Source organism: Rhodococcus sp. 15-649-2-2 (genome assembly GCF_002258645.1).
Lineage (GTDB): Bacteria > Actinomycetota > Actinomycetes > Mycobacteriales > Mycobacteriaceae > Rhodococcoides.
This window is the reverse complement of the sequence record NZ_NPFM01000020.1, coordinates 85,462-106,593: the sequence shown is the minus strand read 5'-3', so window position 1 is coordinate 106,593 and position 21,132 is coordinate 85,462. Positions and strand designations below refer to the sequence as shown.

Sequence of the window (21,132 nt, the reverse complement as noted above, 5' to 3'; positions counted from 1 at the left end):
GGCCTCCCACATCTGTGGCTCTACCGGCCAGGACCCACTCCTGTCGGCAACCCACGCTTACATGCGGAGAGGCCCCAGCCAAGACCTCCATACCGTCTACACGCTGTCGAGCGACTGGTCTCGTGTTTCCTTCATGATGATCAGCGAGATCAGTGTCAGTGCCGCAGCGATGGCCAGGTAGACGCCGACCCAGCCGACGCCGTAGCTGCTCACCAGCCAGGTGGCGATGAACGGGGCCACTGCGGCACCGAGGATCGACGCGGTGTTGTACGAGATTCCCGAACCCGTGTAGCGCACGTTGGTCGGAAACAGCTCGGGCAGAACGGCACTCATGGGTCCGAACGTCAAGCCCATCAGTCCGAGGCCGACGCACATGAACACCAGCATCTTGCCTGCCGACGCGGACGACGGGTCGGCGAACCAGTGGAACGACAGACCGAACAGCACGATCGCGGCGGTGATGACGATGAGCGTCGGACGTCGGCCGTACTTGTCGGCGAGCAGCCCGGCGACCGGGATCAGGGCCGCGAAGAACAGCACCGCGATGAGCTGGAGCTCCAGGAAGTCCGTGTACGGGATGGCCAGCTTGGGACCGTTGACGTCGGCCACCTTGCCCGTTCCGTAGCTGACCACCCACGTGGTCATGATGTAGAACAGCGTGTAGGTGGCGAGCATGACGAAGGTACCGATGATCAGCTGACGCCAGCTGGTCTTGAACACCTGAGCCAACGGGGTCTTGACCTTCTGGCCGCGCTCGACGGCCAGCTTGAACACCGGCGTCTCCTCGAGCTTGAGTCGGACGTACAGGCCGATGATCACCATGATCGCGCTGAGCAGGAACGGGATACGCCAGCCCCACGTGAGGAACGCGTGGTCGGTGCCGGAGTTCGCGGAGTCGTAGCCGGTCGCGATGACGATGAGCAAGAAGATGCCGTTGGCGAAGAAGAAGCCGATCGGCGCGCCCAGCTGCGGGTACATCGCCGCCCAGGCCCGCTTGCCCGGCTTGGCGGTTTCGGTGGCCAGCAACGCCGCACCGCTCCACTCACCGCCGAGGCCGACGCCCTGGGTGAAGCGCATGATCGCCAGCAGAGCCGGTGCCCACAGACCCACCGCGGCGTACGTCGGCAGGAGTCCGATCGCGAATGTCGCGACACCCATCGTCAGCAGGGACCCGACGAGGGTCGCCTTGCGTCCGATGCGATCGCCGAAGTGGCCGAACAGAATCGAGCCGATGGGTCGCGCCACGAACGCCAAACCGAACGTCGCGAACGACGCGAGCAGCGCGGTCGTGTCGTTGCCCGCGGGGAAGAACAGGCGGGGGAAGACGAGCACGGCGGCGGTGGCATAGATGTAGAAGTCGAAGAACTCGATCGACGTGCCGACCATCGAGGCGATCACGATGCGCGACCGAGGCACCTGAGGTGCGGGAATTGCGCCGTCGTCAGTGACGGCGTGTGGTGAACTCACGAATTGCTCCTGAAGAGGGAAGTTCCCTGGAAATTACCTGATGAACACCTGAGAATTTCACGCCCCCGGTCTGTTCGTTGCCGATTGGTGCAACATTTCCGTGTTTGTCTCGACGGGCGGGGAGGTAACCATCGGCGGGCCGAGCATCGCTCGGCTGCCGCGTAGCGGTTAACCTGCTACCTAGGCACTACTGTCGATACGATCTTCCGCAACACCGAGCAGAGCGATTACAAGGGGTCGAGAGTTGAGCGTCAGCAATGACAAGGGATACGGAAACGGCGTCCCGAATACGATTTCGTCGATACCTCTGACCGATGTCGATGCCCGCACCCCTGGTAGCGCCAGCATCGGAAATCTCGTCAAGGACGCCACCACTCAGGTCTCGACGCTCGTGCGCGCCGAAGTCGCTCTCGCCAAAGCCGAGGTCACCGGCGAGGTCAAGAAGGGTCTGCAGGGCAGCGTCTTCTTCATCATCGCGTTGACGGTGTTGCTGTTCAGCTCGTTCTTCTTCTTCTTCTTCGCCGCGGAGCTGCTCGACGTGTGGCTCTACCGCTGGGCGGCCTTCCTCATCGTGTTCGCCGTCATGGTGTTGGCCGCGGCGCTGTTCGGTTTCCTGGGCTATCGCAGAGTCAAGAAGCTGCGCAAGCCCGAGAAGACCATCGACTCGCTCAAGCAGGCGTCGACGGTACTGCCGAACCAGCACGAGTCCATCCCCGGAGTTCCCGGCTACAAGAAGTAGTCGACGCCCGGCGAGTCGAGCAGTATGAATCAACCCGATCCGTCCACGGTCCGCTACCCGGGACAGTGGATCCATCGCGATATCCATGCCAACGGAATCCGGTTCCACATCGTCGAAGTCGGCGAACACGAACCGAACGCGCCGCTGGTGGTCCTACTGCACGGCTTCGCCGATTTCTGGTACTCGTGGCGACACCAACTCGACGCACTCGCTCGGTCCGGTGTGCGCGCCGTCGCCGTCGACCTGCGCGGGTACGGCGACTCCGACAAACCCCCACGCGGATACGACGGGTGGACCCTCGCCGGCGACATCGTCGGCCTGATTCGAGCCCTCGGCTACCCGAACGCCACGTTCGTCGGCCACGCCGACGGCGGACTGGTCTGCTGGGCCAGCTCGGCTCTGCATCCACGTCTGGTGCGCTCGATGGTGCTGATCAACGCCCCACACCCCATCTCCCTGCGCCGCTCCGTGTTGAAGGATTCTGCACAACGCGCGGCTCTGCTGCCGCACTTCGTTCGCTACCAGGTTCCGCTGCGGCCCGAGAGGCTGCTCACGCGTCGAGGCGGCGGCGCGGTGGAAGAGCTGATGCGTAGTCGAGCCGGGTCCGCCTGGAAGAGCACCGAGGATTTTGCGGACACCGCAGCCAAGATGAGCTCTGCCATCCGCATTCCCGGTGCCGCACATTGTGCGCTCGAATATCAGCGCTGGGCGTTCCGCAGCCAGTTCCGTTCCGACGGCCGCCGCTTCATGGATGCCGTCGACGTGCGCACCTCGATTCCCGTCGCGCAGATCATCGGCGACCTCGACCCGTACGTGCTGCCCACCACCCTCGATCGGGATCGGCACTGGGCCCCGGGCCTGACGCGTCGAACAGTGCGGGACGTGGGGCACTACGTGCACCAGGAAGCACCGGACGTGGTGTCCGAGGAGATCCTGCGCATCGTGCGCGACGGCTAGACGACAGGGTCAGACGATGCAGTCGCCGGTACCCACGCTGACCGGCGCATCGAAGCTCCTCGCCAGCTCGTCCGCGATCTCCGACGCGGTCAGCACGAATCCGGTGTCGGGGTCGTCGACAGCGGCACCGAACACGACACCGAGAACCTCACCGGACGAGTTGACCAGCGGTCCACCGGAATTGCCCTGCCGCACCGATCCGCGCACCGTGTAGACCTCGCGTTGGACGGTTCCGGTGCGGTAGATGTCGGGGCCGCTGAGGTTGATGATCTCGCGGATCCGGGCCGGGCTCGCCGTGTAGGGACCGCCGCCGGGGTAACCGAGCACGATGGCGTCGGATCCGGATTCGGCCGGCGTCGGCGCGAAGTTCAGCACCGGTGCCTGCAGCTCCGAAACACGAAGCACGGCAACGTCTTCTTCGGGGTCGAACAGTACGACGTCGGCGTCGAGTGGGCCGTTGGGAGAATCGACGGTCACCTCGGACGTGCCGGCCACGACGTGCGCGTTGGTCATCACCAGGTCGGAGCCGACGACGAAGCCGGAGCCCTCCAGTGCTTTCTGGCAGCTCGGCGCGATGCCGTTGATCTTGATGACGCTCGACTGCAGCGCCACCGGAATCGGACCCGCGGCGATGCCGGAATCCGGAGCTGCGACGTCGGCAACCGGCGTGCGACCGAACGGTCCGATGACGTCCGGCAATCCGGAGGTATCGAGCAGCGCCGAGAATTCCTTGGGCACCTGACGCAACCAGTCGGGTGCCACCTCGTCGACCTTGCCCAGGACCGTCGAGCCGCGAACCGCACTGGCGACCTCGGGCTGCGACGACGACGTCAGCGGAATGGCGAGCAACCACGCGGCAGCGAGAACGGCCGCGGCCTGCAGACCGGCCCCGATGGTGCTGTCGACGGATCTGGCTGCGCGCGAATGTATTCCGCTGCGCAACGCGCGCCCCAGAACCATGCCGGCCACCTCACCGACGATCACCAACACCACGATCAACGCGATGCCGACGAAGACCCGCATTCGCGAACCGTCGACGTGCTCGAGCACGTGCGGTGCCACCAGAATGCCGGCAACGGCCCCGAGCACGACGCCGAGAAACGCCAGCGCCGACGCCACCGCACCCTGCCGCCATCCCGATGTTGCTGCCAACAGTGCGATGGCGACCACCGCGATATCGACCCACCCTGAACCCGTCACCGATCGAGCCTCGCTCCTACCGCAGTCAAGCTGGCCTCCAGATCGCGTATGTCCCCCGTGTCCCACTCGGACTCCCAGCCCGACACAGCGAGCAGGCCCGCCAGAATACCGCCCGTGAATCCCCACACCAGCATTCCCTGTACCGAAAAGGCCGGGCCCTGGTAGCCGGCGGGATGGCGCACCTGGAATCTGTTGTCCGGATCGAGCAACTCTCGCAACGGAACTCGCACCACCCGCTCGGTTTCGCCCGCGTCGACCACCCGAACCGGACTCGGGGCCTGCCAGTACGAAAGCACCGGAACCACATCGAAGCGCGACGGGGGCACGTAGATCCCGGGCATCGTCGCCAGCGGGACGACGCCGGCGGGGTCGAGACCGGTTTCCTCCTGCGCCTCCCGCAGCGCCGTACCGATGGGACCGTCGTCGCCGGGATCGGTGGCACCACCGGGGAAGGCGATCTGTCCACTGTGGTCACGCAGCGTCGACGCGCGCTGGGTCAGCAGTACGTCGGCGTCGGCGGGTAGCCCGCCGGGAGTTGTCGGATCAGCGGCGGCCGGCCCGCCGAACAGCACCAACACCGCCGCGGAACGAGTTCGGTCGGCCGGCTGCGCGTGCCGCTGCAGCACCGGGTTGATGCCGGTGGTGTCGGTCAGTCCGTTCGCGCTGCCGGCGACGTCGAGCATGCGCCCGAGCCACTCGGGTGCGCTCACGACGCGACTCCGAGGTTCTCGCGCACCGCGTCGGCGATGTCGTCGACGCCTGTGAAGGGTTGAGGTAGCACCTTGGCGACAGTGCCATCCGCAGATATCAAAACGGATACGGGCAGGACGTTCGGTGCTCCCACCGCGGCCGCGACGCGGCCGGCACCGTCCTGAACTCCGGGCAGAGTGACCCCGTAATCGGTGAGCCGAGTGAGGCCGTTCGCCTCGTTGGCGTCGTTGTGCACCGTGAGGACAGTGATGGCATCACCCGCCCGCTCCGCGTATTGCTGCAGGTACGGCAGTTCCTCCGCGCAGGGTCCGCACCAGTAGGCCCAGATGTTCAGCAACGCGGGGCGGCCGGCCAGGGCTTGGCCCAGGTCGACGTACGAGCCGTCGCCGATGCATTCGAGTGTGATGCCCGTCAACGGGCCCGTTGACGTGCCGGACGGCGTCGGGCATGCGGCAAGACCGGCGTTCTGTCGCAACGGTGCGAGAGCTTCGGGTGTGTCGGCGGCGCGGCGTTCGGCCGTCGACGGTCCTGCCTGACCGAGGCCGGGGCCGTCCGAGCGCTGCGCGCCGGGAGATTCACTGCGGGGCCACAGCGCGTAGACCATCCCGACGACGAGAATGAGCGCAACCAGAGACCAGCGAAGAGCGGCCTTGTTCACGACACGATTCCGGCAAGGGCGAGAAGATGTTCGGTTTCGGGACCCTTCACCAGGGCTGCAGCGGCGGCCGGATCGGTCGGACCGAGGCCGAACGACGGGCAGTCCTTGGCGAGGACGCACACTCCGCACGCCGGAGTACGGGAGTGGCAGACGCGTCGACCGTGGAAGATGACGCGATGCGAGAGCACGGTCCACTCTTTGCGCTCTATCAGTGCACCGACCGCGTGCTCGACCTTGACCGGGTCCTCTTCCTCCGTCCACTGCCAGCGCCGCACCAGCCGACCGAAGTGGGTGTCGACCGTGATGCCGGGTACGTCGAACGCGTTGCCGAGAACGACGTTGGCCGTCTTGCGGCCGATACCCGGAAGGGTGACGAGGTCTTTCAGCGTCGCCGGCACGTCGCCGTCGAAGTTCTCCAGCAGCTTCTGGCCGAGACCGATCAACGAGTTGGCCTTGTTCCGATAGAACCCCGTGGTGCGGATGAACTCCTCGAGTTCGGTGCGGTCCGCTTCGGCGTAGTCGCGGGCTGTGCGGTATCTCACGAACAGTGCCGGGGTGACCATGTTGACGCGCTTGTCGGTGCACTGTGCGGACAGGATGGTCGCCACGGCCAGTTCGAGGGGCGTCGTGAAGTCGAGTTCGCAGTACACGTGCGGAAAGGCGACCCCGAGCGTCCGATTCATTCGCCGAGCTCGACGCACGAGCCCGAGGTGCGTCTCCTCGCGTTTGCGCACGTCGGGGCGTTTCGGAGCTGTCGAATCCACTCCACAACTGTACGGACAAGAATGCGTAACGAACTACGCGACCGCACCGAGCTGTGTTTGTATCGAGACCTTTTCGGTGTTAACTGGCCGGTATGCAAGGACTCGCCGTGGTGCTCTTTCCGGTACTACTCATGCTCTTCGCACTCGCGATGGAGCGCGTCGAGTTCCGGCTCAGCAAGCTCGGCGTCCGAGAGCACGAAGTAGAGGAATTTCTCGATCAGGCGAGCAAGTCCGAGGTCGCCACACTGGCCAACGAAGGCTTCCCGCACGCGCTGGCTCGCTTCAACACCCGCAAGCGTCGGCAGGCCCCACCGCGGACCATCGACACGCGCGACGGCATGGTCGACCAGCGCGCCAGCTGAGCAACCATTTTGTCCGATAGGCCGCGATTTCGATGAATTTTCGGTGAACGGGAACACACACTCAATAGCTCTGGCAACCTGTGGTGGCGTCGATCACTCGGTTTCGACCGAGTCGAAGTAGACTCCCCTGAGGTAATTGTTGTGTTTGAACATTGCACCGGCTTCGACGCCTGAACTGCCCACGCAGTTCGGTGGGTGGCACGACTGTGTACAAACGCCTTCGGTGGTGCGGGTTTGCCGCATCGTCGACATCCCTAAAGGAGCGCAAGTGGACGACGTCCTGGCACGGGCCGGCATCTTCCAAGGAGTCGAACCCTCTGCGGTTGCGGCCCTGACGAAGCAGCTGCAGCCTGTCGATTTCCCCCGCGGACACGTCGTGTTCAACGAGGGTGAGCCCGGAGACCGGCTCTACATCATCGTTTCCGGCAAGATCAAGCTCGGACGACGCTCTCCCGACGGCCGCGAGAACCTGCTGACGATCATGGGACCGTCGGACATGTTCGGCGAGCTCTCCATCTTCGATCCCGGCCCGCGTACGTCCTCGGCCACCACGGTCACCGAGGTGCGCGCGGTCAGCATGGACCGCGCCGCGCTCAAGGACTGGATCGACCAGCGCCCCGAGATCGCCGAGCAGTTGCTGCGCGTGCTGGCTCGCCGGTTGCGTCGCACCAACAACAACCTGGCCGACCTCATCTTCACCGACGTCCCCGGACGTGTCGCGAAGGCACTGCTGCAGCTCGCGCAGCGCTTCGGCACACAGGAAGCGGGATCGCTTCGCGTGACCCACGACCTGACGCAGGAAGAGATCGCTCAGCTCGTCGGTGCCTCTCGCGAGACCGTGAACAAGGCACTCGCCGACTTCGCACACCGCGGATGGTTGCGCCTCGAGGGCAAGTCCGTGCTGATCTCGGACTCCGAGCGTTTGGCCCGAAGAGCTCGCTAGGCCGAGTTCCGTCGGGGAAAGCAGCTCGCTAGCTAGCTGCTTTCACGTAGGTAGGCCAGCTGCGTCTTGACCGACATCCGCGCAGCCGGCCACAGCTTCTTGTCCACGTCCGAATAGACGTGGCGTACCACCTGCATCGGTTTCGCGTTCTCGCCGATCTCGACCAGCGCCGCGCGAACCTGATCCAACCGCTGCTGACGGTGGGCGCGATACGCTCGCGCCACCTCGGCGGCGTCCGGTAGTTCGGGTCCGTGCCCGGGCAGCACCGTCTTTCCGGCACCTGCTGATTCCAGTCGGTCCAACGACTCGAGGTAATCCGCGAGGGAGCCGTCCTTCGGGTCGAGCACTGTGGTGCCGCGGCCGAGGATCGTGTCTCCCGTCAGAATTGCGTCGTCGAGCACGAAGCTCACCGAATCCGCCGTGTGCCCGGGTGTGTGCAGTACTTCGATGCGCAATCCGGCCGCCTCGATGACCTCGCCGTGGGCCAACGTCACGCCGTCCCCGTGTAGAAACTTCTCCCCCAGAGCGCGCACCGGAGCGGATGTCTTGCGGTGGAACCGCTTCACTCCGCCGGTGTGGTCGGCGTGGCGATGGGTCACGAGCGTCAGAACCACCGTGCCCGACGCGGCGACGGCGTCGAGATGGGCTCGGTCCTTCGGACCCGGATCGACGACGATGCACTCCTCGGCACCCGGTGCACGCAGGATCCAGGTGTTCGTTCCGTCGAGAGTCATCTTGCCCGGGTTGTCGGCGAGCAGAACCGACGCGGTCGGCGTCACCTGCCGAAGAAGTCCGTACGCGGGATGCTGGGGGTTCGAGTCGGCCATTGAAACACTGTAGGTCGCCGGCCCAGGCGGGGCAGGAGCGGAGCCTGCAGAAGCGACCCATGTTGCAGACGAGGACTACCGTCGACTCTCATGAAGATCGGACTCGTCGGAGCGGGCCCCTGGGCTCGCAAGACTCAAGCCCCCTCGCTGCTCGCTCACCCGGGTGTGGACTTCACCGGCGTGTGGGCACGCAGACCGGACGCCGCGGCCGAACTGGGAGCGCCGGTCTTCGACTCGTTCGATGCATTGTTGGGCGCAGTCGACGCGGTGGCGTTCGCAGTACCGCCCGCCGTGCAGGCCGGGTACGCATTGCGCGCAGTTCAGGCAGGCAAACATGTGTTGCTGGACAAGCCGATTGCGGCAACCGTGGCCGAGGCCGAGGAACTTGCCGCGGCCGTCACGGCGGCCGGAGTGCGGTCGATGGTGACCTTGACTCTCCGATTCGCTCCGGAGACAAGACAATTCCTCGACGCGACGGCCGGACGTACCTGGGCAGCAGGATCGGGAACCTGGTTCTCCGGGGCGATTCTCGGCGGGGCATACGCCAATTCGCAGTGGCGACACGACGACGGGGCGATACTCGACATCGGGCCACACGTGTTCGACCTGCTCGACGCTGCGCTGGGAACCATTGCACGCGTTGCCTATTCGCACCGCGAGGTGGCATCGGACAGTTGGACGGTGCTGCTCGAACACGAGGGCGGTGCCCGCAGCACGGTGCAATTGTCGCTGCGGACGCCGATCATGCCGTCGCTCATGCGCATCGAGCTGAGCGGTACCGACGGAGTCGAGACCCTCACCGATCGATCGACCTCGTCGACCGATTGCTTCGCCGTGTTGCTGGACGAATTTCTCGAGTCGGTCGAGTCGGGTGTCGATCACGAATGCTCGGTGCACCGAGGCCTGCATCTGCAGAAGGTGATTGATCGGGCGCGGGAGTGGGCACCCTGAATCCATGACCATGTTGGACGTCAAGGACGCGATGTTTCATTTCGCCTCGGCTCCTCACCGTTCGATGGATCAGTACACGGCGATCGTTTTCGACTCCGGAGACGCCGATCCACCGAGTTTTCACCAGGTGGCGGCGCATGTCGAACATCGCGCTCGGCTCGTTCCGAGGTTGGGGATTCGCATTTGCGAAGCACCGGGGCACTGGGAATTTCCTCGATGGATCCGTGATCCGCACCCTGTTCGCGACCATCTGGTGGATCACGACCTGTCCGATGGCCGGCACACGGTCGAGTCGTTCCTGGCAGAGCTGTCGAGCGTTCCGATCGACGCGACGGATCGGGCGTGGAAAATTCATGTCGGCCGAGGACTTTCGAAAGTCGACGGAGTTCGGGGATCGGCCACTGTCGTCGTCGTCCAGATCAGTCATGCGATGTCCGACGGATCGGTGGGCACCCACATCGCCCGCGCCCTGTTCGGTCGCGGCGAGAACACCGAGAACACGGCTCTCCCGGACCCGGTGGCGTCGCGTGCGCGCCCTCGGTACGACGCTGCGAAAGGTGCCGTGCTGCTGCCGCTCCGTTGGGCGCGGTCGCAGATCCCGATGGTGCGCGCCCAGAAGAAGTACTTGGCTGCGGTGCGAGACGGGGAGCTGGTGGTACCCGCGCCGGTCGAGGCCGCGAGATTCAATGCCCATCCCGACGAGACCAGGGCCGTGCACGTGCTGCAGTTCCCGAAGTCGCAGTGGACGGGTGGGCCGGCGACCGTGACGGTCACCGCACTCACCGCCGTCGGGGCTGCGCTGGCCGAGTACTGCGCGGCCCACGGAGAACCGGACCGAGACGACCTCCGAGCGCTCGTCCCCACCGCCCTCTCGGCGTCGGTACCGTGGCCTGCCGTCAATCGCACCCTGCCCGCGGCCGTGACTCTGCACCCGCAGCTTGCCGATGCGACCCGACGAGCGTCGGCCATCGGGGAATCACTGGCACTCCAGCGCGAACACGTGACCGATCACCGCCACCTCGATGCAACTCGATCGGCCGAGGTCTATCCAGCGGCTCTGATGCTCGGCTTCGGCCGCCACGGTCGGCGCACGGCCCCTCGCACCGGGACACCTGATCGGGTCACCACTCATACGGTCGTGACCAGCGTCAACCGCACGAGCCTCGACCTCACACTGGGCTCGGCCCGAGCGCAGTCGTGTTCGGGCGTCGCCGCGCTCGGGCCCGGCTGCAGCGTCAGCCACGCCGTCTACGGGTACGGCGATCTGGTCACCGTCTGCGTGGCGGCATGCCCGACGACCGTCCCCGACCACGCCGACTACGCGAACATGCTGCGTTCGGCGATCGACGAGACCTGCGCCGCTCTCCACGGAACGGCGACTACCGCAGTTCGACGATGAGCTCCACTTCCACCGAAGCACCGAGGGGCAATTCGGCTACACCCACAGCCGAGCGGGCATGCTTGCCTGCGTCACCGAAGATCTCACCGATGACGTTCGACGCCCCGTTGATCACCCCGGGCTGACCGGTGAACCCATGGGCGGACGCCACGAAGCCGACGGCCTTGACCACGCGTGCGATCGAGTCGATTCCGACGAGCGCATGTACCGCGGCGAGCGCGTTCAACGCACAGATGCGCGCCGCTGCGGTGGCGTCCTCCGCCGAGACGTCGGAGCCGACCTTGCCCGCGGACGTCAGATTCCCGTCCACGATGGGCAGCTGACCCGAGGTGTAGACGAGGGAACCCACCTGTACCGCCGGGACGTACGCCGCCAACGGCGGAACCACGTCCGGCAGCTCGATGCCCAGCTCGGAGAGCCGTTCGCTCCAGTCGGTCATCTGCGCTCAGGCCTTCGGACGCTTGAAGTACGCGACCAGCGTGTCGCCGCCGTTCGGTCCCGCCATGATCGTGACGAGTTCCCAGCCCTCGGAACCGTAGTTGTCGAGAATCTGCTTGGTGGCGTGAATCAGCACCGGCGCGGTGAAGTACTCCCAGATGATCTTTTCGCTCATGACTGTTGACCCTATCGTTCGGCCGAACACGAGGGGCGCGTCACTGCGAAGACGGGATTGCCGGTTCCGTCGGACGACCGGCATCGAGTCTCTATATGGTCGAGACGTGGGTACATCGAACGAAGAGGGATGGCCGGCGAAGGCAGATGCCGCGCGGCTGCATTTCGTGTCCGGTAAGGGCGGCACCGGCAAGTCGACGGTCGCCGCCGCGTTGGCGCTGGCGCTCGCCGCCGGCGGCCGACGGGTACTGCTGGTGGAGGTCGAAGGACGGCAGGGCATCGCGCAGCTGTTCGACGTGCCGCAGCTGCCACCCGTGGAGACGCGCGTCGCCTCGGCGGACGGCGGAGGCGAGGTCTACGCGCTGGCCATCGACATCGAGACCGCGTTCCTCGAATACCTCGACATGTTCTACAACCTCGGTTTCGCCGGCCGCGCGATGCGCAAGATCGGTGCCATCGAGTTCGCGACGACCATCGCACCAGGTCTGCGCGATGTCCTCCTGACCGGAAAGGTCAAGGAATGTGTGGTGCGGACCGACAAGAAGGGAAACCGCGCGTACGACGAGGTCGTAGTGGACTCGCCGCCGACCGGTCGGATCGGGAACTTCCTCGACGTCACCAAGGCCATGGCCGATCTGGCCAAGGGCGGCCCGGTGCGTTCGCAGAGTGAGGGCGTGGTTCGGTTGCTGCACTCGGCGGACACCGTCGTGCATCTCGTCACACTGCTCGAAGCCCTGCCGGTTCAGGAGACCGCCGACGCGGTACGTGAACTCGAGGCGGCAGATCTGCAGCTGGGCACGGTCATCGTCAACCGCACCGAACCGACGTTCCTGCCCGACGACTCGCTCGAAGCCATCGCCGAGGGTGACATCGACGCCGCTGCCATCCAGGACGGCCTCGCCAAAACCGGAATCACGCTCTCCGAGGCCGACTTCGCGGGTCTGCTCACCGAATCGATCGAGCACGCATCGACGCTCTCGGCTCAGGTGGAGAGCGCAACTCAACTCGACGAACTCGACGTCGCACGCATGTCGTTGCCGATGTTGGCCGACGGTGTCGATCTCGGCGGCTTGTACGAGCTCGCCGCCAAGCTGGCAGAACAGGGTGTCCGATGACTCGACCAGTAGCAACCGAGCTCGACGTCGATCGCATTCTGACCGATCCCACGTCGAGGATCGTCGTGGTCTGCGGGGCAGGCGGGGTCGGTAAGACGACGACGGCCGCCGCGATGGCGTTACGTGCCGCCGAGCAGGGCAGGCGCGTGGTGGTGTTGACGATCGATCCGGCCCGCCGCCTGGCTCAGGCTCTCGGTCTCGGCGATCTCGACAACAGCCCGCAGCCGGTGAAATTGGGTGCGGGCGCCAAGGGCGAGCTGCACGCGATGATGCTGAACATGCGGCGCACGTTCGACGAGATGGTCATCGAACATTCGACGCCGGAGAAGGCGGAGCAGGTCCTGGCCAACCCGTTCTATCAGACTGTGGCGTCGTCTTTCTCGGGCACGCAGGAGTACATGGCGATGGAGAAGCTGGGGCAGTTGTCCCTGGATTCGTCGTGGGATCTGATCGTGGTGGACACTCCCCCGTCGCGCAATGCACTGGATTTCCTCGATGCACCGCAGCGGCTCGGCTCGTTCCTCGACGGCCGGTTCATCCGGCTTCTCACCGCTCCCGGCCGTGGCATCACCCGGGTGGTCACCAGCGCGATGAGTTTGGCGATGCGCGGTGTCTCCACCGTCATCGGAAGCCAAATGCTTTCGGACGCATCGTCTTTCGTGCAATCGCTGGATTCGATGTTCGGCGGATTCCGCGAGCGTGCGACGCGCACCTACCAGTTGCTACGCGAGGACGGCACCAGCTTCCTCGTCGTTGCTGCCGCGGAGCCCGACGCATTGCGGGAGGCGGCGTTCTTCGTCGAACGCCTCTCGGCGGAGAAGATGCCGTTGGCCGGGCTAGTGGTGAACCGGACGCACCCGACTCTGTCTTCGGTGCAGGCCGATCATGCTGCCACTGCCGCAGACCTGCTCGATCGGATCGACGACCCGGGCTCGACGCTGACCGCTGCGGTTCTCCGCATTCACGCGCAACGTGCTGTGACGGCGGCGCGGGAGGTGCGGCTGCTTCGACGCTTCACCGGTGCGCACCCCCGCGTGCCGATCGTCGGTGTTCCCTCCCTGCCCTTCGAGGTCTCCGACCTTGCCGCGCTACGTGCGGTGGCCGATCAGCTGACCCGCAAGGGTTAGATCGGCCGCGCTCGGCAGGCTGTGGACCTGCCGGGCCCGGCGGGGGCTAGATAGCCGCTTGCTGCTGGCGCTGGGTCTCGAAGAATTCGGACCAGGAGTCGACCTCGGGGTGCTGCTTGAGCAGCGCCCGACGCTGGCGTTCCGTCATGCCGCCCCACACGCCGAACTCCACTCGGTTGTCGAGTGCATCCGCACCGCACTGCATCAGCACCGGGCAGTGCCGGCAGATCGTCGCGGCCTTGCGCTGCGCCGCGCCCCGGACGAAGAGCTGATCCGGGTCCGTGCCCTTGCAGCGGGCGTGCGACACCCAGGCGATGCGTGCTTCTGCTTCTTCTACATCGAGTCGCGTCGGCGCGGTTGTCGTATGCATGCGGATACCCCTTTGCGTGTCGGTCGTCCTCGCTGGACGTCCCGGAGGCTCCAAGAAAGTTTGTACCTCGCTGGCGAAGCACAAATTCTAAGAGCTGCCCCACAATCATTATCAAGTGTTACGTGAATCACACCGTGCTCATAATTTAGGTAAAGCGAGCCGCGAATGCAAGACGGCGAGGTCACATTTCTGGTACGGCCGTCCCGAGCAGGGGCGCAGCACACAGCGCATGCGGGCCTGATGCCGGTCCGAGCAGTACCCACGTACGCTGTGCTCTGTGTCAGTCGGAAAAACCGTGGCGAAGCTCGCCGGATGTTCAGCACTCGCCGGTGCGTTGCTCGCCGGCGTGATGTTCCCCATGGCCGGAGGATTCGGGTACGCCTCGAACCGAGCCGCCGATACCGTCGACAACGTGTCGGCCGAGCTGGTCGAGGGAGCAGTACCTGCCGTCTCGACGATGACGGACGTCAACGGCACACCCATCGCCTGGCTGTACGAGCAGCGCCGTTTCGAGGTACCGAGCGACAAGATCTCCAACGAGATGAAGCTCGCCATCGTCTCGATCGAGGACCGCCGCTTCGCCGAACACCGAGGTGTGGACTGGCAGGGCACGCTGCGCGCGTTCCTGACCAACACCACCAGTGGCCAGGTGGAGCAGGGCGCGTCCACCATCGATCAGCAGTACGTGAAGAACTACCAACTGCTGGTGGTGGCCAAGACCGACGCCGAGCGTCGTGCCGCGATCGAGACGACACCCGCCCGCAAGATCCGCGAGATCCGGATGGCGCTGACGCTCGACAAAGAGCTCACCAAGGACGAGATCCTCACCCGGTATCTCAACCTGGTGCCGTTCGGTAACGCGTCCTTCGGCATCCAGGACGCGGCCCAGACCTACTTCGGCATCGACGCCAGCCAGCTCAGCGCCGTCCAGGCCGCGATGCTCGCCGGAATGGTGCAGTCCAGCTCGGCCCTCAACCCGTACACCAACGAGGAGGGCGTGCTCGAGCGCCGGAACACCGTGCTCGACACGATGATTCAGAACCTGCCCGAGCGTGCTGCAGAACTGACGGCCCTCAAGTCCGAGCCGCTCGGTGTGCTGCCGGTCCCCCAGACCCTGCCCCGCGGATGCATCGCGGCAGGCGACCGCGGATTCTTCTGCGACTACGCATTGCAGTACCTCGCCCAGGCCGGAATCAGCCAGGAACAGATCGACAAGGGCGGGTACCTCATCCGCACGACGCTCGACCCCGCAGTGCAGAACTCCACCAAGGCCGCGCTGGTCGAGAACACCAGCCCGAACCTCGACGGTGTCGCCACTGTCATGAACGTCGTCGCCCCCGGGCAGGACCAGCACCGAGTTCTCGCGATGGGCAGCAGCCGTACCTACGGCCTCAACGCCGACGACGACGAGACCGTGCAGCCGCAACCGCACTCCCTCGTCGGAAACGGAGCGGGCTCGATCTTCAAGATCTTCACCACGGCCGCAGCCATGGAGCGTGGACTGGGCACCAGCGCAACGCTGCAGGTTCCCAAGCGCGTGGAGGTCAAGGGCGTCGGCGACGGCGGTGCCAGAAACTGCCCCGCTTCCACGTACTGCGTGGAGAACGCGGGCAACTACCCACCCGCGCTGTCCATCACCGACGCGCTGGCTCAGTCCCCCAACACCGCGTTCGTCAAGCTGATCGAGTCGGTAGGCGTCACGCCGACGGTCGATATGGCCGTTCGCCTCGGCCTGCGCTCGTACACCGACCCGGGTTCGTCGGGCACCGACCAGTCGATGGCCGATTTCCAGAAGAGTCAGAACCTGGGCTCGTTCACCCTCGGACCGACCTGGGTCAACCCGCTGGAACTGTCCAACGTGGCTGCCACCCTCGCCTCCGGCGGCAAATGGTGCCCGCCCACCCCGATCGATTCGATCTTCGACCGAGACGGGAAGCCCGTTCCGGTCGCGCACCAGGCCTGCGAGCAGGTCGTCGAGCCTGGCCTGGCGAACACCCTCGCCAACGCGATGAGCAAGGACGACCAGGCAGGCGGCACATCAGCGTCCGCCGCCGCATCCGCCGGCTGGAACCTGCCGATGTCCGGTAAGACCGGTACCACCGAGTCGAACCGATCCTCGGGCTTCCTCGGGTTCACCAACAACTACGCCGCCGCCGTGTACACCTACGGTGATTCGCCGACGCCCAGCGAGATCTGCTCGTTCCCGCTGCGGCCATGCGGCTCGGGCAATCTGTACGGCGGTAACGAGCCGGCGCGGACGTGGTTCGACGCCATGACCCCGATCGCCAACAACTACGGTCCCGTCGCGTTGCCACCCGTCGACCAGAAGTACGTCCGTGGTTCCGCCAACGGTCAGGTTCCCGATGTGACCGGGCAGAGCCAGTCGTCTGCGACGTCCACGCTGCAGGGTGCGGGCTTCCAGGTGACGGCGGTGACGACGGCCGACCAGGCTGCACGCGGCACCGTGGTGTCGACCTCACCGTCGGGTTCGGCCGTACCGGGGTCGAACATCACGATCTACGTCAGCGACGGCTCGGTTCGACCGGCCCCGGCTCCGGCCCCTGCGCTGCCGAACATCCAGATACCGGAACTACCGCCGGGCATCCAGATTCCGGCGATCCCCGGTCTGACGGCTCCTCGCTAGTGCCTGCGGCAGTGGTGCGGTTGTGTGCCCCAGAGGGGACATAACCGCACCACTGCGCGTAGCGCACTACAGGCGGTCTTTGACTGCCTTCGAAAGTCGCGATCCGTCGGCCTTACCCGCTGCGAGTCCCGACGCGATCTTCATGACCTGACCCATCTGCTTCATCGCCGGTCGCTCACCGAGGTCCTCGGCCACCTGCGCGATGGCGGTGTCGACGATGGTGGCCAGCTCCTCGTCGGTGAGCGGGGTGGGCAGGTATTCGTTGATGATCTGCGCCTCGGCATGCTCGTTCGCCGCAAGTTCGCCGCGGCCGTTCTGGGTGTAGATCTCGGCCGATTCGCCGCGCTTCTTCGCTTCCTTGGCAAGCACTTTCAGCACGTCGTCGTCGGTCAACTCGTGGGCCTCCTTACCGGAGACCTCCTCGGTCTGGATGGCGGCGAGAATCATGCGCAGCGTAGCCAGGCGGAGTTTGTCCTTCGCCTTCATCGCTGCGGTGAGGTCGGTACGGAGACGGGCCTTGAGTTCGGACATGGCGGAAACGCTACGCGGCGCAGTCGTCGGCTCGCACGTCCATATCCGGTTGCTGCCGTATCGTGGATGAGGTGTCCGCACAATTCAGTCCCTCGTTTCTCCGTACCTCGGCGCAACTGCGCAGCGCCTCCACGCAACTGCGCACTGCTGCAGAACAGGCTCGCGATGCAGTCCGAGCAGCTCCGCTGAAGAGTTCCGTGATCGGGACTGCAGGCGCGGCGGCGTTGGGGCTCGGATACGCCACCCTCATCGAGCGCAATGCCTTCACTCTGCGCGAGACGTCCATGGCCGTGTTGGAGCCGGGTTCGGCGACCCTGCGGGTGCTGCACATCAGCGACCTGCACATGATGCCGGGCCAGCGGATGAAGCAGAACTGGCTGCGTGAACTGGACCGGCTCGAGCCCGATCTGGTCGTCAATACCGGCGACAACCTCTCCCACCAGCGCGCCGTCCCCAGCGTCGTGCAGGCGTTGGGGCCGATGCTCGCCCGGCCGGGCCTGTTCGTGTTCGGCAGCAACGACTACTTCGCACCCAAGCCGAAGAACCCGTTCAAGTATTTCGACAAGAACCACAAGCGCACGACCGGTGAATCGCTGCCGTGGCGCGATCTGCGGGCGGCGTTCTCCGAGCGCGGCTGGCTCGACGTCACTCACGTGCGTCGTGAGCTCGAGGTCGCCGGGGTACGCATCGCGGCGGCGGGCGTCGACGATCCCCACCTGAAGCGCGATCGATACGACACCATCGCCGGTCAGCCCAATCCGCTGGCCGACCTGCGCCTGGGCATCACGCATTCGCCGGAGCCGCGGGTGTTGGACAAGTTCGCCCAGGACGGTTACGACCTCGTCCTCGCCGGTCACACGCACGGTGGGCAGCTGTGTCTGCCGTTCTATGGCGCACTGGTGACCAACTGCGAGATCGACCGTTCGCGGGTCAAAGGCCCGTCCAAGTGGGGCGCGCACACCCAGCTGCACGTCTCCGCGGGAATCGGAACCTCGCCGTACGCGCCCGCACGCTTCTGCTGCCGGCCCGAGGCCACCCTGATCACGCTGACTCCGGCCCCAAGAATGGGTCCGAAAAACGTCTCCGACGAGGGCGTTTCGCGTTCCGAGGCAGTCGTGAGTTAGACTTCTCCAGCGGTACACGGGGTGTGGCGCAGCTTGGTAGCGCGCTTCGTTCGGGACGAAGAGGTCGTGGGTTCGAATCCCGCCACCCCGACAGTTGGACCACCGAAAGGGACCCACTCGATTCGATCGAGTGGGTCCCTTTTTTTGCTCTGTCGACGCTACTGTGAGTCGACTCTGCCGACCCCGAGCGAACGGACTTCACGACCATGCCGACCCCGACCCGCGTCCACGTCACCCACCGGTTCGTTTCCCCACCCGAGGTCGTGTTCGCGGCGCTGTCCGAACACGAGAACCTCGGGCCGCTGTTCATGGCGAAGATCGACCGCGTGCGCGACGGCGATACATCGCGCAACGGAGTCGGCTCCACCCGCAGCCTCAAGCTCGGGCCGATGCCCGCGTTCGAGGAAACCACCATCGTCTCCGAGCCGAACTCTCTGATCGAGTACCGCATCACCAAGGGTGGTCCACTACGCGGCCACTGGGGCGTGCAGAGGTTCACCCCCACCACCGACGGCGGCACCGAACTCGATTACACGATCGGATTCGACGCGCCCGTCCCCGGGCTCGCCGCGATCGTCGGTAAGGCATTGACGTCGAGCATCTCGAAGAACCTGTCGCGCCTGGCTCCGTAGCCAGTTCCGCGCCCTGCCCGAACAGCACGGCCCGTCAGTGGCGGGAAAGGCAGCGAAGGGGCTCGTAAAGAGCCGCGTCGACGGAAGGTGTCGTAGTTTCCGACGGTAGCGACGTGACCCGAATGCGCCTGTCCAGTACGGTATCGGGCGATGACGGTGATCGATGATGCCCGGTCGAGCCGGCGCAATCACAGGTTTCTGGACTGCGCTGTCGCAGCTGCGGTCTTTGCCTACAACCTGCCCGTGCAGGGATTCGCGGTCCCTGACAGTGCGGTCTCTTGGATTGCATATGCCCTGCCGGTCGGACTGTGTCTGCCGTACGTCTTCCATCGCCGTCGCCCCTTGTCGATGTTCTCGGTGATTGTGGCGACCGCCTATCTGCAACTCGCGCTCGGGGTGGAGCTGCTGGTCGCAGATGTGATGCTCGTTCCCGCTCTGCACGCCGTCGCTCGGAGTCGGCCGCCGTCGAACTCGGTTCCTGCGGCCGTCGCGGTGGCGGTGTGGACGATCACGATGACGATGCCGTCGATGGAGCGGTACAGCATGTCCTTCGGTGACGTGGGGCTGCTGGTGCTGATCGTGGCGATCGCGTGGCTGACCGGAATGCTGGCGCGCGTCCGCAACGAGTACGTCCACAGCCTGCAGCTCCGCGCCGAGCAGGTGGAGCGGGACGCTGCCGCGGCTGAACGAACCCGGATCGCCCGCGAGATACACGACATCGTGTCCCACAGCCTGAGCGCGATCGTGTTGTTGTCGGAGGGTGCCGCAGGCACCGTCCGGCAGGATCCCGATGCGGCCGCCGCGGCAATGAAGACCGTTCGAGACACCGGGCGAGAAGCAATGACCGAGATGCGGTCGATGCTCACCGTTCTGCACTCCGACGATCCGGTCGACCGGGTACCTGCACCGGGTGTCGCCCAGCTCGACGGGCTCGTCGAGCGATCGCGGGCGGTGGGCATTCCGGTCGACTATCGCGTGACGGGCGAGCCCGTCGAGTTGCCGCCCGGTCTGCAGCTGGTGATCTACCGTGTGATTCAGGAGTCGTTGACCAACGTAGGCAAACACGCGGGACCGGAGGTTCGAGCCGTGCGAGTGCATCTGAACTACGGACCGGCGACGATCGAGTTGACCGTCGCGGACGACGGACGCGGAACCGATTCGTCGTCCGCGACCGGGTGGGGGCTGATGGGTATGCGGGAGCGGGTTCTCGCGCAGGGCGGCACCTTCGACGCAGGCCCGACCGCGGACGGATTCCACGTCGCGGTCTCACTACCCGCCGAGGCGGTACGGTGACGATATCGGTTGTGCTGGTGGATGATCAGAACCTCGTGCGAGCCGGACTGAAATTGGTGCTCGGCTCGCGCGCCGAGGTGCGGATAGTCGGCGAAGCTGCCGACGGACGCGAAGGCGTCGACGTGGTTCGGGCGACCAACCCCGACGTCGTTCTCATGGACGTCAGAATGCCGGTGATGGACGGCATCGAAGCAACCCGTGCAATCGTGCAAGCCACGAACTCGAAAGTACTGATACTGACCACCTTCGACCTCGACGAGTACGTGTTCGACGCCCTTCGAGCCGGTGCCGGTGGCTTTCTCGTCAAGGACGCTCCGATCGACGAGCTGATATCGGCGATTCAGCATGTGCACGAGGGAGATTCGGTGGTCGCCCCGAGCACCACGCGGCGCTTGATCGAGCATTTCACTTCCGCTCCCGCACCCCGAGCGCGGCAGGTGCGCACCTCCGCCGAACAACTCGCCGATTTGACTCCACGTGAACGTGAAGTCCTGGTCCACCTCTCGAGCGGGCTGTCCAATGCGGAGATCGCCATTGCGATCGCGGTGTCGGAAGTAACCGTGAAAGCCCACGTGGGACGCATATTGTCCAAGCTGGGGGTACGTGATCGCACCCAGGCAGTGATCGCCGCTTACGAGTCGGGACTGGTCGGTCCGGGTACCGGCGGCTGAAGGGAGGGTATACCTGGGTATACCCTCCGAAATAC

General features: G+C 65.5%; 23 protein-coding genes and 1 tRNA gene. 14 read left to right on the top strand and 10 right to left on the bottom strand.

What is annotated here, in order from left to right:
* Window positions 1-96 precede the first annotated feature (96 nt).
* A complete protein-coding gene (locus CH305_RS11880) occupies window positions 97-1,467 on the bottom strand; it encodes an MFS transporter (protein ID WP_032380039.1) in 1,371 nt (456 codons plus the stop codon).
* Between the two features lie 244 nt (window positions 1,468-1,711).
* Between CH305_RS11880 and CH305_RS11875 the strand changes: the two genes are divergently transcribed.
* The gene (locus CH305_RS11875; RefSeq protein WP_094703804.1) at window positions 1,712-2,206 is read left to right on the top strand and encodes a phage holin family protein; all 495 of its coding nucleotides are present in this window, start codon (window positions 1,712-1,714) and stop codon (window positions 2,204-2,206) included.
* A 24-nt stretch (window positions 2,207-2,230) separates the two neighbouring features.
* Window positions 2,231-3,163: an alpha/beta fold hydrolase gene (locus CH305_RS11870; RefSeq protein WP_094703803.1), complete on the top strand. Its 933-nt coding sequence runs from the start codon at window positions 2,231-2,233 to the stop codon at window positions 3,161-3,163.
* Between the two features lie 9 nt (window positions 3,164-3,172).
* Here the strand turns inward: CH305_RS11870 and marP are convergent, their stop codons facing one another.
* From marP to nth, 4 genes are read right to left on the bottom strand one after another with little or no spacing between them, the layout of a single operon-like run.
* Complete coding sequence (marP, locus tag CH305_RS11865; protein WP_032380036.1) at window positions 3,173-4,363, bottom strand: acid resistance serine protease MarP; 1,191 nt, start codon at window positions 4,361-4,363, stop codon at window positions 3,173-3,175.
* Window positions 4,360-5,046 (bottom strand): CoA pyrophosphatase, encoded by a 687-nt coding sequence (locus tag CH305_RS11860; RefSeq protein WP_094703811.1) that lies wholly within the window; start codon window positions 5,044-5,046, stop codon window positions 4,360-4,362. The genes marP and CH305_RS11860 overlap by 4 nt, the downstream gene beginning before the upstream one ends.
* 23 nt (window positions 5,047-5,069) lie before the next feature.
* A complete protein-coding gene (locus tag CH305_RS11855) occupies window positions 5,070-5,678 on the bottom strand; it encodes a TlpA disulfide reductase family protein (RefSeq protein ID WP_052077874.1) in 609 nt (202 codons plus the stop codon).
* A 50-nt stretch (window positions 5,679-5,728) separates the two neighbouring features.
* Window positions 5,729-6,415, bottom strand: a complete 687-nt coding sequence (nth, locus tag CH305_RS11850) for an endonuclease III (protein ID WP_256983701.1) — start codon at window positions 6,413-6,415, stop codon at window positions 5,729-5,731.
* Between the two features lie 173 nt (window positions 6,416-6,588).
* Here nth and CH305_RS11845 point away from each other — a divergent pair, with 173 nt between their 5' ends.
* Both CH305_RS11845 and CH305_RS11840 read left to right on the top strand, forming a co-directional pair.
* A complete protein-coding gene (locus tag CH305_RS11845; protein WP_032404586.1) occupies window positions 6,589-6,858 on the top strand; it encodes a hypothetical protein in 270 nt (89 codons plus the stop codon).
* Window positions 6,859-7,126: 268 nt separating this feature from the next.
* On the top strand, window positions 7,127-7,801 hold the full coding sequence (locus CH305_RS11840) for a Crp/Fnr family transcriptional regulator (RefSeq protein ID WP_027494494.1): 675 nt from the start codon (window positions 7,127-7,129) through the stop codon (window positions 7,799-7,801).
* Window positions 7,802-7,833: 32 nt separating this feature from the next.
* Here the strand turns inward: CH305_RS11840 and CH305_RS11835 are convergent, their stop codons facing one another.
* A complete protein-coding gene (locus CH305_RS11835; RefSeq protein WP_094703801.1) occupies window positions 7,834-8,628 on the bottom strand; it encodes an MBL fold metallo-hydrolase in 795 nt (264 codons plus the stop codon).
* Between the two features lie 90 nt (window positions 8,629-8,718).
* Between CH305_RS11835 and CH305_RS11830 the strand changes: the two genes are divergently transcribed.
* Window positions 8,719-9,579 (top strand): Gfo/Idh/MocA family protein, encoded by an 861-nt coding sequence (locus CH305_RS11830; RefSeq protein WP_032404584.1) that lies wholly within the window; start codon window positions 8,719-8,721, stop codon window positions 9,577-9,579.
* A 4-nt stretch (window positions 9,580-9,583) separates the two neighbouring features.
* Window positions 9,584-10,978 (top strand): wax ester/triacylglycerol synthase domain-containing protein, encoded by a 1,395-nt coding sequence (locus tag CH305_RS11825; protein ID WP_094703800.1) that lies wholly within the window; start codon window positions 9,584-9,586, stop codon window positions 10,976-10,978.
* Here CH305_RS11825 and CH305_RS11820 read toward each other — a convergent pair.
* Together CH305_RS11820 and CH305_RS11815 are read right to left on the bottom strand one after the other, a co-directional pair.
* The gene (locus CH305_RS11820) at window positions 10,959-11,417 is read right to left on the bottom strand and encodes a RidA family protein (RefSeq protein ID WP_094703799.1); all 459 of its coding nucleotides are present in this window, start codon (window positions 11,415-11,417) and stop codon (window positions 10,959-10,961) included. The genes CH305_RS11825 and CH305_RS11820 overlap by 20 nt on opposite strands.
* Window positions 11,418-11,423: 6 nt before the next feature.
* The gene (locus CH305_RS11815; RefSeq protein ID WP_094609297.1) at window positions 11,424-11,591 is read right to left on the bottom strand and encodes a DUF4177 domain-containing protein; all 168 of its coding nucleotides are present in this window, start codon (window positions 11,589-11,591) and stop codon (window positions 11,424-11,426) included.
* A 106-nt stretch (window positions 11,592-11,697) separates the two neighbouring features.
* Here CH305_RS11815 and CH305_RS11810 point away from each other — a divergent pair, with 106 nt between their 5' ends.
* Together CH305_RS11810 and CH305_RS11805 are read left to right on the top strand one after the other, a co-directional pair.
* Window positions 11,698-12,705 (top strand): ArsA-related P-loop ATPase, encoded by a 1,008-nt coding sequence (locus tag CH305_RS11810; RefSeq protein ID WP_032380028.1) that lies wholly within the window; start codon window positions 11,698-11,700, stop codon window positions 12,703-12,705.
* The gene (locus CH305_RS11805; protein WP_094609296.1) at window positions 12,702-13,832 is read left to right on the top strand and encodes an ArsA-related P-loop ATPase; all 1,131 of its coding nucleotides are present in this window, start codon (window positions 12,702-12,704) and stop codon (window positions 13,830-13,832) included. Before CH305_RS11810 ends, CH305_RS11805 begins: the two co-directional genes overlap by 4 nt.
* A gap of 46 nt (window positions 13,833-13,878) precedes the next feature.
* Here the strand turns inward: CH305_RS11805 and CH305_RS11800 are convergent, their stop codons facing one another.
* A complete protein-coding gene (locus tag CH305_RS11800) occupies window positions 13,879-14,202 on the bottom strand; it encodes a WhiB family transcriptional regulator (RefSeq protein WP_008712729.1) in 324 nt (107 codons plus the stop codon).
* A 295-nt stretch (window positions 14,203-14,497) separates the two neighbouring features.
* On the opposite strand from CH305_RS11800, the gene CH305_RS11795 reads away from it, so the two are divergent.
* Window positions 14,498-16,846: a penicillin-binding protein gene (locus tag CH305_RS11795; protein WP_032380683.1), complete on the top strand. Its 2,349-nt coding sequence runs from the start codon at window positions 14,498-14,500 to the stop codon at window positions 16,844-16,846.
* A gap of 66 nt (window positions 16,847-16,912) precedes the next feature.
* Here CH305_RS11795 and CH305_RS11790 read toward each other — a convergent pair whose 3' ends face one another.
* On the bottom strand, window positions 16,913-17,377 hold the full coding sequence (locus CH305_RS11790) for a GatB/YqeY domain-containing protein (RefSeq protein ID WP_032380026.1): 465 nt from the start codon (window positions 17,375-17,377) through the stop codon (window positions 16,913-16,915).
* Between the two features lie 185 nt (window positions 17,378-17,562).
* On the opposite strand from CH305_RS11790, the gene CH305_RS11785 reads away from it, so the two are divergent.
* From CH305_RS11785 to CH305_RS11765, 5 genes are all read left to right on the top strand, one after another.
* Window positions 17,563-18,501, top strand: a complete 939-nt coding sequence (locus tag CH305_RS11785) for a metallophosphoesterase (RefSeq protein WP_032380682.1) — start codon at window positions 17,563-17,565, stop codon at window positions 18,499-18,501.
* Window positions 18,502-18,518: 17 nt separating this feature from the next.
* A tRNA-Pro gene (locus tag CH305_RS11780) sits at window positions 18,519-18,592 on the top strand.
* Window positions 18,593-18,707: 115 nt separating this feature from the next.
* Window positions 18,708-19,133 carry an SRPBCC family protein gene (locus tag CH305_RS11775; protein ID WP_032404581.1) on the top strand — a complete coding sequence of 142 codons (426 nt, stop codon included), beginning with the start codon at window positions 18,708-18,710 and terminating at the stop codon, window positions 19,131-19,133.
* A gap of 150 nt (window positions 19,134-19,283) precedes the next feature.
* A complete protein-coding gene (locus CH305_RS11770) occupies window positions 19,284-20,426 on the top strand; it encodes a sensor histidine kinase (RefSeq protein ID WP_094703798.1) in 1,143 nt (380 codons plus the stop codon).
* Window positions 20,423-21,097 carry a response regulator transcription factor gene (locus CH305_RS11765; protein ID WP_032404579.1) on the top strand — a complete coding sequence of 225 codons (675 nt, stop codon included), beginning with the start codon at window positions 20,423-20,425 and terminating at the stop codon, window positions 21,095-21,097. The genes CH305_RS11770 and CH305_RS11765 overlap by 4 nt, the downstream gene beginning before the upstream one ends.
* The last annotated feature ends 35 nt before the right edge of the window (window positions 21,098-21,132 follow it).